Source organism: uncultured Clostridium sp., from assembly GCF_900547735.1.
Classification (GTDB): domain Bacteria; phylum Bacillota; class Clostridia; order Lachnospirales; family Lachnospiraceae; genus Otoolea.
The window spans coordinates 44,826-57,628 of record NZ_URHZ01000005.1; the positions used below are offsets into that span (position 1 = coordinate 44,826).

A 12,803-nucleotide genomic window follows, 5' to 3' on the forward strand; every position below is an offset into this window, starting at 1 on the left:
GGAGAAGATGACAAATGGAGAAGAAAAAGACAAAAACAGTGATGGCTCTGATTGCTTCGGCATTCATCCTTTTATTCCGGTTTATCCCGGCTCCGGCCGGTCTGACCGCGGACAGTATGCAGGTAATTGGTATTTTTATCGGAATCATGCTGATGTGGAACTTCGTGGGCACCGACTGGCCCAGTTTTCTCTGCATGGCGGTGCTGGCCGTATTCCAGATCATGAAACCCGCCGACATTTTTAAAAGCGGATTCGGCAACGCGACTATCGCATTCCTGCTGGTGTTTTTCATGATGAGCCATGTACTGTCTCAGGTAGGGTTTTCGCGGCGCATGGCCATCTGGTTTTTTACCAATAAGCTGGCCGGAAAGAGCCCGTGGATGTTTGTGATCATGTTCCTGTTCGGTGCGATGTTTATGGCGTCCTTTATGTCACAGACCGCGGCGCTCCTGATTTTCCTGCCAATCGCAGAGCAGATCTTCAAGGAACTCGATTACAGGAAGGGCGACCGTTTTCCGCAGATGCTCGTGCTCGGTCTGGGCATTGCCGTCGGGATCGGTTCGGCGAACACGCCTCTTGGACATGCAATCGTCCTGATTCCAATCCAGCTTCTTAAAGAGCAGACAGGTCTGGATGTAAATATCATGTCCTACAGCGCCTTTGGAATCGCCAGCGGCATCCTGATTTTCGCCGCACTGATTCTGATATACCGCCTGCTCTACCGGCCCGACCTAAGCAGACTTGCCGCCTACGATGCGGGGAAAATGCGCAGCGGGCTGAAACCCATGAGCAAGCAGGAAAAAATATCCTCCGGCTTATTTGCGGCAGTGATCATTATCTGGATCCTGCAGGGATTTCTGAAGGACATTGCGCCGGTGTTGGGCGGATATCTGGCCGGACTCGGCAATGCGGTGCCGGTTCTCATCGCCATTATTATCCTGTGCGTGATAGAGGTGGACGGCAAACCCATTATGGACTATAAGGACGCAGCAACCCACGGAGTGCCGTGGAGCGCCCTGATATTCAACTCGGCGGTTCTGGTGCTCAGCGGCGCGTTGGTGCTTGATAAGGTGGGAATCTCCGATTTCCTGATTCAGACGGTTACACCCCTTGTTTCGGGAATGAACCAGAGTGTGTTCATCCTTGCCATTGCATCACTCTGCGTTATCGCGACGAATTTTTCTTCCAACACGGTCTGTGCAACGGTATTTTATACCATTTCCGCACCGATTGCCATGGCAATGGGAAACATCAACATGGTTGCTCTGGCATCCGTCATCGCGGCAGCGGCCTCTTATGCGTTTGCAACACCGCCGTCCACGATGCCGATGGCCGTTGTCGCCGGAACCGGCTGGGTGGATGTCAAGGTCATGTTTAAATACGGAGGCCTGATTGCGGCAGTCAGCATTCTGGTTCTGGCATTTGTCGGATACCCTATCGCGGCGGCGCTGCTTTAAGAAAAAGGTAACACAGGGCCGTCCGGCGGGACTCGGCCGGAAAGAATCCCCGGGGAACTTCCGCTCCCCGGGGATTCTTATCCGTTTATGGTACCTGTCATCTATACTGATATACTATTTTTCCCCCGCACATCGTCATCAGAACCTTCACGTGTTCAATCTCATCCGCAGGAATCTCAAAAATATTCCGTTCCAGGACCTGCAGATCGGCGCATTTCCCTACTTCCAGAGAACCGCAGAAGTCTTCCGCATGGTTCTGCCAGGCCGGATAAATCGTGTACATCCTGACGGCCTCACGGATGTCAATGGCCATCTCCGGGTGGTAAACCTTCCCGTCCTTCGCCTTTCTGCTCACCAAAAAGTGCAGTCCCTTCATCCAGTTCATCGGAAGCGCCGGAGCATCGGATCCTTCCGCCACCAGCATTCCTCCGTCCAGAAGAACTTTGTAATCCGTCTCTCCGCCGAACTCATAACCTCCCACGGCCTGGGCCCCGCAGCCGATCCCATGTCTCACGCACTTTTTGATGTTCTCCCTGCTGGAACCGCTGGCATGAAGGATAAAGTGGCGCAGATCGCGTCCCGGCTCTTCCTCCTCCGCCTCCGAAAGGGCATCCACCGCTACGTCGATTCCACGTCCTCCGGTGAGGTGTGTGGCCGTCTGCCAGCCCCTGTGGTGAAGTTCTTTGAGTGTTTTGGCAAGCTCTTTTCCCTGTTCCTCCGGCGTTTCGCCCGGGAACATGCAGTATCCGTTCTGTTCGGGAGGCAGCTCTCTCTCCCATCCGTCGTCTCCGAACACCTTGACGGCATCCGCCCTCACCCACTCCTTGTCTCCGAATTCCGGCAGCCTCATTTCTCCGATTCCTTCAAATATGGTATCGTAGCTCTGGACACCGCCCTTTCCGGCCAGAATATTGACGAATACGCGGGCCGTCAGTTTTCCCGACCTTCTCAGCCTCTCATATCCGTGGATGGCCTCCTCGCCGTAGGTTCCGAAACACATGTCGTTTCCGCCTATGCCGACTATATCGTTATGGGAGGTAATGCCGTAGCTGTTCATCTGCCGCTGCATCCGCATCAGGCACTCGTCCATCTCATCTCCCACAAGATGATGGGCCGCGCGTCCTACCGCCGCCTGGGTTCCGAAATCGGTAAACAGCCCCGTTGGGCTGCCGTCCTCAAACCGGAACATGGCGCCTTCCTCTTTTTTAAACACAGTATCTTTCGTGATTCCGGCAAGCTCCAGGGCACGTCTGCTCACGAGCATCGTGTGGAGGCCGCCGTCATTTAAAATGACGGGATGCCCCATGGACCCCTCCTCGATATCCTTCCAGGTGGGAAGACGGTCTTCTTTGGCCCACTCCTCCACCTGCCATGTTTTAAATCCCCAGCCGATGATCCATGTATCTTCCGGCAGTTTTTCCGCCTTTTCCCGTATTCTTTCGTTAAATTCCTTTAAGTTGCATGCATCCTCCGGCTCCACCTTGACAAAGTCGGGTGACAGGCTCAGTCCGGCAAAAGCCGCATGGATATGGGCGTCAAAGGTTCCCGGAAGCACCAGTTTCCCCTCCAGATCGATGATTTTCGTCTCTTCCCCCTGGTATTTAAGGGCCTGGCTTGTATTTCCGCAGTAAAGAATTCTACCGCCGTCAACCACAAGAGCCTGTACAAACCGGAATGCAGGGTCGACTGTACAAATGACTCCATTGATAAAAATTGTATCTGCCTTGTGCATCTTTTTTCCGCCTTTCCTATAAACCGCGATTACACGGCGTGAAACATTATTTTTGAGGGCTGAAGCTCAGTCCGTCATCAATACGCCAGGATTCTGGCCGGGTTCTTCACCATGATCTGGTCGATGGCAAAGGGTGACACGCCCACGATATCGCGGAGCGTCGGAATGGCGTATCGCGTCAAACGGCCGTATCCCTCGCCGCCATAGTATCTGGCCATATGTTTCGCGCATGTATCCGTCGCAAGGACGAGCTGCTTTGCATATTCCTCCTGGATGAGCTGGTAGACGGCCGCCAGACGCATCCATCCCGGAAGGCTTGTGGAGCCTGTGGCCTCCCTGTCCGAGGTGTTGCAGATTTCGATGCAGATGTTGATTCCTGTATCCAGGACGCGGTGCAGATAGTCGAGGCTGATCCCCCAGCTCTTCTGGTTGGTAATCAGCGTCTTTAAACTGCCCTCTCCAAGAAACGCACCCATATGCGCAATCACGGTCCGCTCCATGTCCACGTTTTCTTCCTTCAGGATCTTTGCGATTTCCAGAGGACCTCCTCCCATCGTAAAGCAGGGATGAACCGTCAGCGGAAGCCCTGTTTCGTTGGCTGTCCTGGCCGCTGCACGCAGTAAGAGTTCTTCCCTTGGACGGAACCCGGACGAAATTCCCACCTTGATCATTCCCGGTTTGATGCCCGTATCCTCAATTCCATATTCGATCTCATGCTTCATAAAGTCCATGAAGTCTTCTATCTCCGCATTGTGACACCACTCCGGCCATGATTCGTAGATGTAAATTCCCGTCGTACCGACTACATTGACGCCCGTATTTTCCGCAATCTTTTTCACTTCCCTGATATCACTGCGGATTCCCGGGACGCTCATCTCCACCAGGGACCGGCCTCCGGCCTCCTTAAAGTCGGCCACTTCCTTTTCCATGACCGCCGGGTCATCCAAATCCTGGGTATCCCAGGTAAACATGTTGTTTCTGCGGATGATACCGATATTTTCCAGCGTATTCTTTTCGTTTTCCCCTACGGATTCCTTAAAGCCCGGATGTTCCTCCACAAACTGCTCCCGGAACACGCGCCCCTTCATCAGGATGTGCTCATGCATATCGGTAAAGCCGAGCTCTTCCGGCTTGATTTCCCCTGTAACCGTTACAACCTTTTTCATAGTTAAACACCTCTCCTTTAAAATCACTAATCTTACTCTGCCGTCTATTGCGAAGCGTGTTACTGCGCACAAAGTAAGCAGTAACTGTAATGTCCTTCCGAGACTTTGTGGCGCTTCATCTCCCCGCTCTTACACTCCTCCGTAGCAAACTGGCATCTTGGATGGAACGGACAGCCTGCGGGCATGTTGGATAAGTCGGGGACATTGCCCTCAATTACATTCAGATCCTCGTCGCCGGCCGCCAGGCTGGGAACACAGGCAATCAGCCCTCTTGTATACGGATGAGTCGGGTTTTTAAAAATCGCCCTCGTATCCGCCTCTTCCACAACCTTGCCTCCGTAGAAAACAGCGATCCGCTGTGCCAGCGTCGCCACGACGCCCAGGTCGTGTGTTACAATGATGATGCTCGTTCCGAACTGATCCCGGATATCCCTGAGAAGCCCCAGAATCTGGGCCTGTATCGTCACATCCAGGGCCGTTGTCGGCTCGTCGGCCAGTAAAAGCTTCGGTTTGCAGGCCAGCGCTATCGCTATCATCACCCTCTGGCACATGCCGCCGGAGAGCTGGTGGGGATAACTGTTCATCCGGATTTCCGGATCCGGGATTCCTACGACCTTTAAAAGGTTTACAGCCTCCTCATAAGCCTGTTTTTTATCCATTTTCTCATGTTCCAGAATCATTTCCATGATCTGCTTACCGATACGGATGACCGGATCCAGACAGTTCATCGGATCCTGGAAAATCATGGCGATCTCTTTTCCTCTTATCTTCCGGAATTCCTTGTCGTTCTTATATAAAATGTTTTCACCGTTAAATGTAATCTCACCGCTTATAATTGCGGGCGGCGCCTCCACAAGTCCCAGGATATTGGACAGCGTCACGCTCTTTCCGCAGCCCGATTCCCCTACGACGCCCAGGATTTCTCCCTTATCCACATACATGTTTACGCCGTTTACCGCGTGGATATTGCCAGCTTTCGACGGGAATTCCACTTTTAAATCCTTTATTTCAAGCAAATGCTCCATATCCGCTCTCCTTTTCGCTTCGTTACGCCGCCTCCGTCAATTACTTCTCAGTCTCGGATCCAGCACGTCCCTCAGGCCGTCTCCCAGAAGATTGAATGCAAGCGTCGTCAGCGTGATCATCAGACCGCCGAATATGGCGACCCAGGGGGCGTCGATAAACACATCCTTGCCCTCGTTGATAATCATTCCCCAGGACGGCGTCGGCGGCGCTATTCCAAGACCCAGAAATCCAAGGGAAGATTCCGCCATGATACAGCCGCCGATTGTCCCCGATAAGGTGATGAAAATCTGAGGCAGGGCATTGGGAATAATGTGTTTAAAAATCGTGTAGCCGCTCCCCGCGCCCATTGTTTTCGACGCCATGATGAAGGTACGCTCCCTGATGGACAGCGTCTCGCTCCGCGCAATACGGTAAAAGCCCGGAATAACCGGAATTCCGATTGCCAGGCACATCCTGGTCTCCGTCGAACCGAAGCAGATGGCGATAATCATCGAAAGCAGCATGGATGGGAATGCCATCATGATATCCATCATCCTGCCTACAAAGAAATCCATTTTTCCCCTGAAGTAACCGCAGATAAAACCAATGGTGCTTCCAATGGAGAGAGCCAGCATTACGGACAGAAATGAAACCTTTAAGGACACTCTTGCCCCGTATATCAGCCTCGTCCACACGTCCTTCCCGTAATCATCCGTTCCCATGATGTGAAGCATCGACGGAGCCAGAAGACGGTCGCCCAGGTGATTCGTCTTATAATCATAGGGTGTCAGCAAGGGGGCCGCCACTGCCAGAAACATCATTGCAAGTATGACAACTGCCCCGAACACGACCATTTTATTATGCAGCAGCCGTTTTATCATCTGCCTTCCCCTCCTTTTCCAAAGCCGGAGCTGTAGTCCAGCTTTAATGTAAGCTCTTTATACCGGTGACAAGCCACCTGGTGGCAAGCCGTCACACTCTCAAGCACGGGGGCCTCCCTCCCGCACCTCTCCTGTTTGTACGGGCATCTCTCATGGAAAATGCAGCCGGACGGCGGATTTAAGAGGCTCGGCACATCGCCGGTCAGCGCTCCCGTATTGACCTGATAATCCGGATCCGGAAGCGGCACCGCCGACAAAAGCGCATGGGTGTAGGGATGCTTTACGGCGGCAAACAGTTCGTTTTTCGGCGCCACTTCAACCAGATGGCCGAAATACATTACGCCGATTGTATCAGATATGTATTTAACAACGGAAAGGTTATGGGAAATAAAAAGATAGGTAAGTCCCAGTTCCTTCTGCAGATGCCTGAGCAGATTCAGAATCTGAGCCTGGACCGATACGTCCAGGGCGGACACCGCCTCGTCGCAGATGACAAATTCCGGATTAAGCGCCAGGCTTCTGGCGATATTCACCCTCTGCCTCTGGCCGCCGGACAGCTGATGGGGCATTCTCGTAAGAAGGTTCACCGGCAGTCCGACCAGGCTGCACATCTCTTCCACCTTTTCGCGTTTCTCCTGTTTGGTGCCGTACTGGTGGATATCTAACGGCTCCATAATAATCTCTTCAATGGTAAGATACGGATCCAGCGCCTCGTAAGGATCCTGGAAAATAACCTGCATTTCCCGGCGAACTTCGCGAAGCTGTCTGGCATTCATCTTATAGATCGGTTTCCCGTGGAAAAATACATCCCCGGCCGTCGCTTTGTACAGACTGAGAATCAGTCTTGCAAGAGTGCTTTTCCCGCAGCCAGATTCCCCCACCAGGCCGAAAGTCTCCCCTTTTCTTATGGAAAGTGATACTCCGTCAACAGCCTTGATAAACTCCTTGCTCTTCGCGGTGTTGGGAAACCATTTTTTTACGTCTCTCACTTCCAGAATTACTTCTTTTTCCACTTCTTTTTCTGTGTCTGTTTCTTTGTTATCTATTTCTTTGTTATCTATTTCTTTGTTATCTATTTCTCTGTTATCTTTCTCTCTGTTTTGCTCAGCCATAAGTCAACCTTCCAATTCCAGCTTGCGTTATTTTGCTTATTTTGCAGAATCCTGAACACGAATACGCGGATCGAACACGCCGTATAAGATATCCGTAACCAGAATTACAAGAATCATAAATACTGCCAGAAATACCGCCGTCCCCTGAATTACCGTGTAATCCCTGGCGTTAATGGCATCGACCAGAAGTTTTCCGATTCCCGGTCTTGCAAAAACCGTCTCCGTTACAACCGCGCCGCCCAGATATGCGGCAAAGGTTCCGCCTACCACCGTGATAATCGGTGTCAGTGCATTTCTCAGGGCGTGTTTTAAAATGATGGCGCTCTTTGCAATTCCCTTGGACTTACAGACCTTAATAAAGTCATTTCCCAGAATCTTGAGCATCGAGGTTCTCGTCGTCCTGGCAATGGATGCCGCCGAACCGAGGCCAACCGTGATGACCGGTCCGATAAGGCCCAGGAAATGCTCTTCCGGCGCCAGGTTCAGGCCGATTACCGGAATCAGCTTAAGCTGAACGCCGAATACGATGATGAGAATCAGGCCCAGGAAAAACGAGGGCATCGACATCAGGAGCGTATTCAGGCTGAGTATCGCCATATCAAATGCACTGCCGCGGTACAATGCCGCAAATATCCCCGACGTCACTCCCAGCACAATGGCTAACAGCACCCCGAATATCGTCAGTTCCAGCGTGTTTGGAAGACAGTCCAGTATCATGCCGAATACCGGCTGGTTATTCGCCATCGAATATCCCAAATCTCCCCGCAGCGTATCAAATACGGAATCTACCAGCTGTACTGCCATCGGACGGTTATATCCGTGCTCTTCCCTGTACTCCTCTATCTCTTGGACGGTGGCCGATTTGCCGAACTTCATCGCCACCGGATCACCCGGAATGGAACGGATAATCAGGAATACCACGATCATACTTCCAAGAATCGTGGGAATGGCAAATAACAGACGTTTTAATATGTAACGTTTCATGTTTCCCCTCCTTCAACCTGTGAAGCGTTATCATTCACGGTACGGCCGCTCCTCTTTCGAAAAACAGCCGTACCGTGAACAGCAGCTCTTTTACAGGTCCACTACTGCAGATCCATGTTCTTAAACTGGAACAGAAGTTCAGCGTTCAGTGAGAAGCCTTTTACTGTATCCTTAACCAGGATATCACCGCAGGATTCAGCGATCGGAATGGAAGGAATGCTCTCAACAAGAATCTTCTGTGCATCGCCGAAATACTTATCTTTCTCGGCTTTATCGATGGAATCAAAACCTTTGGCTACAAGCTCGTCAAATTCTTCATTTCTAAACTGGCACCAGTTACTTCCCGGAATCTTGGCGCTTGTGAAGGAAGTCAGCCACTGGTCACCGCGGTATCCGTCTCCGTTTACCAGGAACCACATGTCATGGCGTCCGTTTCTCACATCGTCGAGGAAGGTTGCAAACTCGGTAAGATTCAACTGCATGTCGATGCCGATGTCGGCCATATACTCCTGGATGACAAGCAGCGGTCCTTTGGAAAGGGTGTCGTTCGGTGAGGCAACCGATGTGGAGAAGCCGTCCGGATAGCCTGCTTCCGCCAGAAGCTGTTTGGCCTTCTCAGGGTTGTATTCATATGTATAACCGCTCTGCTCCGGTGTGCTGGCATAAATACAGTAGGACTGAACATAGCCTGTCGGCGGGAACAGCGTTCCTCTCCAGTAATCATTGAGCATTTCATCGTAATTGATTGCATATTTAAGGGCTTCCCTGACTTTCGGATTGTTGAACGGCTCCTTTTCCAGGTTCATACCGAGGTAATAACATCCGGCTCCCGCAACTTTCTTTACTTCGCAGCCTTCCGTATTCTCGAATTTAAGAATGCTGTTGGCATCGTTCAGGGTCATGATATCTACTTCGCCCGCATTGTAGAGGTTGATTCTGCTTGACTCATCGGCCAGCATCGTAATTTCCACTTTGTCTAAAAGGGCTTTTTCACCCCAGTAATCTTCAAAACGTTTAATCACATATGCCTCTGCCGGTTTGCCGGATTCGTATTCGAAAGGCCCTGTACCGACCGGTTTTGCACCAAATCCGGAAGGTTTCAGTTCTTCATATGCCTTTTTACAGATGATATTGCTGTACCATGATGCGAAATCCATCAGGATTTCATTGTCCGCCTCTTTTAAATGAAGTACAAACACGTAAGGGTCGGAGGTGTCCATGGATTCGATGTTGTCTACCTTGCACTTTGATTTTGTATCCGTGGCTCCTACGTCGGGATCACTCAAACGTTCCAGTGTGTATGCCACATCCTCGGATGTGAATTCACCGTATCCGGCATGGAACTGTACGCCCTTTCTCAGATTGAAGGTGTAAGTTTTCCTGTCGTCGGAAACCTCCCAGCTCTCTGCCAGGCTGGGAACCAGATTTCTGTCTTCATCAAAGGCCAGCAATGTCTCAAAAATAGAGATACCGGCTTTAACACTTCCTCCGTCGCCCCAGAGCGCCGGATCAAAAGTGGATTTTTCCCAGTGTGTCGCAACCTTCAGCACCTTTTCCCCATTTTCGGCTGAACTCTGCTCTGCAGCGGAACTGCCGCCTGTGGCCGCCTGCTTATTTCCTCCGCAGCCGGTTATTATCATCGATACGGAGAGCGCTAACGCTGCCGCCGTTGTCAGTAATCTTATTTTTTTCATATTCTGGCTCCTTTCAACCCTCGTTCACTTTTTAAGAAACAGAAGAATTTTACATCTCAATCTTTTTCATCTTTTTGCCGCCGGCTTCCATGTCATATGGCTGTTGTTCCCCGCTTCAGACGGACTTGCATGAAATCAGTATTCATTCACGCTAATCAGGAAAATCCGAATATAAAAAATAATCCAAATTATTTTCTCCTGTTTCCTTCTAACTACTTATATCCTTATTTTCCCGGAATTTTTGGATATTTTAGTGTAACTTTATTTCCATGCCTGAATATTAACACATTGTTACTTAATTGTCATTACAAAAACAGGAGGGTCCTCTTTAAAAAAAGCCTCGTTTTTTATGTGTGGTATATAACAGTTGGGGAAAAAACAGGGTTAGGGGCTTCCCCAACTGCCTGCGGAGAAGCCTCTAACCCTGTTTCTTATTTTGTGTCATCAAACTCACGACAACATATCCTATCGCGGAAGGAAGCAGCGGGAATACGCTGCCATAGGGAAGATCTGCTATCCCTAAGCCATCCAGGAGCACAAAACCAATCCCAAGTACCGCGCTTGCTATGGCTCCCCGGGAATTTCCTTTTTTCCAGAATACTCCGCCAACAAACGCCGGCAGACAGCCAGCACTGATAAAGGTATAACTGAGTGCCAGCAATTCAATTATATTATTCATAGACAAGGCCAGGACTACACTAAATATACATACAAGCGCATTGACAATAAACATCAGCTGTCTGCATTCCTTTTCGTCCGCATCCGGTTTTATCATTCCCCTGTATATATCATGTACTATATTTGTCGACACGCCTGCAAAAATGGAATTACAGGCCGACATCACCGCACAAATTATAGCTGCCAGAAGTATCGCTCCGGCCAGCGGAGGCAGTTTTTCCAGAATCAGCAGCATAAAAACCTCGTCTCCGTTTTTTCCCGGATAAAGGCATCTTCCATACATTCCGAGAAGAACCGGCACAAAAGCCACCGGCAGTAAAAGAATTCCTCCAAATAGATTGCCGTAAACTGCTGCGCTCTCACTCTTAGCCGAGGCGCACCGCTGAAACAATCCCTGACTGACGAATACCGCAGCAATGGTCGGCACCGTATTCATGACAAATGTTTCGCCGTCATACGGAAACATTGAGAAGCAGGATTCAGGCAGCCCAGACTGAAGAAATGATACCCCATTTCCAGAAACCATCAGGAAAAGAGCCGCCATCATGCCCACAAAGATGACCGAACTCTGTAGGAAAGAAGCCACAAGCGCTCCCCAATAGCCACTGACAGCCGCATAGCAAAATGAAGCGGCCGCAGTGATAATTACTCCCATATTTCCATTGAGACCTGCGGAATAGAAAACAGCTTTTCCGGCCAGAAGCTGTCCGGCAAACAGAGCTATGCAGCTTAAAGGCGTGACGGTACTATAAATCAGCCTGCTGGAATACCCACCGTAGCGTTCTTTGAAATAGTCGGACAGGGATACATATCCATGGCGGTAGATAAATTTTGTCACAATCATTCCGGCCGCAATAAATGAAAGACCGCACCCTAAACCGTACCATGCTCCCCCCAATCCATATAAAGCCCCATATTCGGCTCCTCCAATTACAAAACCGCTGCCGATTTGCATCCCGACCGCACTGCCTGTAAGCAGGAGAAGAGACGACTGTCCTCCGGCCGTTATGCTGTCCTTAAACGTTTTTACATATTTCCTTCCCCTCAGGCCTATAAAACCTGTCATTATCATATACACGAACAGGATTCCAACCATCATCCCCGATGTACTCATGCTTTCCCCTTTCCAGATGGCTGCCAGCATAAACGCAGCCTGCAAGAATGAGTTACGACATTAACCGCTCAGAGCACGGGGAACACTTTTAATTCCGCTGTTTCTGTCCACGGCACATCCTCCGGAGTCCCAAAGTTTTTAACCAGTTCTATGCGCAGATATCTTGCCTTGACCGGCCGCTCCAGAAAGTAGGTGTTCCACTTTTCTTTCATCTCCATGTGCACATCCAGAATTTTCTCCCAGCTTACAATGTCAATCTCTTCATCTTCCCGTCCAAAACGTGAGCATCGTTCATCATTGCTGATATAAAGACGGATATGTTCCGCCATCTCCTCCTCAATACTGATGGTGGAACCTACGTTATGGAAAATACGTACTGTTCCAATTGTCTGCTCCTCCCCGAAAAAGTCCAGAATCGCATTGGCAGGCCCCATTGTATTTGCTCCCCAGGTTCCTCCGTGCCTCTCCACGTCATCGTCAATCAGGTTACAAACCCAGTAATAAGGATTCTTCTCGGTTGTGCTGGCCCATTGGATCCTGGAATAAAGACTGCCGTCCCTCCTTACGCCTGATGGCAGAAAGCCTCTTTCAACATCTCCAATCAGGATTTTACCGTCCTCTACTTTACATGTGTAATATCCCGGAAGGAATCCATATAAGGTCTCTACCTGTATAATTCTGATATCACCCTCTGTATATTCCAGTTCCCCTGCATCGGTAATGACCGTATTGATACCTACCGCCCCAAGAAAATCAGCCGCCTCTTTTGTTAAAACAGGTCCTGCATATTCCCGTTCCGGGCAAACTGTAAGCTGTCTCGATTTCCTGCTCTTGATTATAAGAATCTCAAACGGCGGCAGATTTTTCAAATGTTCCAGGTTCCATGCCCGGATCTCTCCGTCTATTCTATAAAAATCCTCCGTATAGGCAATACGGCCTCCTGATACCGGTTCATAATTTCTTTTAAGCTCCACTGCTTT

General features: G+C 50.2%; 10 protein-coding genes. 1 reads left to right on the plus strand and 9 read right to left on the minus strand.

What is annotated here, in order from left to right:
* Positions 1 to 14 precede the first annotated feature (14 nt).
* Positions 15 to 1,457, plus strand: coding sequence for an SLC13 family permease (locus QZT18_RS02700; protein WP_294143936.1), 1,443 nt, complete (start codon positions 15 to 17; stop codon positions 1,455 to 1,457).
* A gap of 97 nt (positions 1,458 to 1,554) precedes the next feature.
* On the opposite strand, the gene QZT18_RS02705 is transcribed toward QZT18_RS02700, so the two are convergent.
* The 9 genes from QZT18_RS02705 to QZT18_RS02745 all read right to left on the minus strand — a co-directional run bounded on the left by QZT18_RS02705 (position 1,555) and on the right by QZT18_RS02745 (position 12,797).
* On the minus strand, positions 1,555 to 3,189 hold the full coding sequence (locus tag QZT18_RS02705) for an amidohydrolase (protein WP_294143937.1): 1,635 nt from the start codon (positions 3,187 to 3,189) through the stop codon (positions 1,555 to 1,557).
* A gap of 77 nt (positions 3,190 to 3,266) precedes the next feature.
* Positions 3,267 to 4,355 (minus strand): phosphotriesterase, encoded by a 1,089-nt coding sequence (locus QZT18_RS02710; RefSeq protein WP_294143938.1) that lies wholly within the window; start codon positions 4,353 to 4,355, stop codon positions 3,267 to 3,269.
* 59 nt (positions 4,356 to 4,414) lie between these two features.
* Positions 4,415 to 5,380, minus strand: coding sequence for an ABC transporter ATP-binding protein (locus tag QZT18_RS02715; RefSeq protein ID WP_294143940.1), 966 nt, complete (start codon positions 5,378 to 5,380; stop codon positions 4,415 to 4,417).
* 36 nt (positions 5,381 to 5,416) lie between these two features.
* Positions 5,417 to 6,241 carry an ABC transporter permease gene (locus QZT18_RS02720; RefSeq protein ID WP_294143943.1) on the minus strand — a complete coding sequence of 275 codons (825 nt, stop codon included), beginning with the start codon at positions 6,239 to 6,241 and terminating at the stop codon, positions 5,417 to 5,419.
* Positions 6,238 to 7,353, minus strand: a complete 1,116-nt coding sequence (locus tag QZT18_RS02725; protein WP_294143945.1) for an ABC transporter ATP-binding protein — start codon at positions 7,351 to 7,353, stop codon at positions 6,238 to 6,240. Before QZT18_RS02725 ends, QZT18_RS02720 begins: the two co-directional genes overlap by 4 nt.
* A 36-nt stretch (positions 7,354 to 7,389) precedes the next feature.
* A complete protein-coding gene (locus tag QZT18_RS02730) occupies positions 7,390 to 8,337 on the minus strand; it encodes an ABC transporter permease (RefSeq protein ID WP_294143948.1) in 948 nt (315 codons plus the stop codon).
* A gap of 101 nt (positions 8,338 to 8,438) precedes the next feature.
* Positions 8,439 to 10,031 carry an ABC transporter substrate-binding protein gene (locus tag QZT18_RS02735; protein ID WP_294143950.1) on the minus strand — a complete coding sequence of 531 codons (1,593 nt, stop codon included), beginning with the start codon at positions 10,029 to 10,031 and terminating at the stop codon, positions 8,439 to 8,441.
* A gap of 418 nt (positions 10,032 to 10,449) precedes the next feature.
* Complete coding sequence (locus tag QZT18_RS02740) at positions 10,450 to 11,853, minus strand: sodium:solute symporter (RefSeq protein ID WP_294143952.1); 1,404 nt, start codon at positions 11,851 to 11,853, stop codon at positions 10,450 to 10,452.
* A 38-nt stretch (positions 11,854 to 11,891) separates the two neighbouring features.
* Positions 11,892 to 12,797, minus strand: coding sequence for a hypothetical protein (locus QZT18_RS02745; RefSeq protein WP_294143954.1), 906 nt, complete (start codon positions 12,795 to 12,797; stop codon positions 11,892 to 11,894).
* Between the last annotated feature and the right edge of the window lie 6 nt (positions 12,798 to 12,803).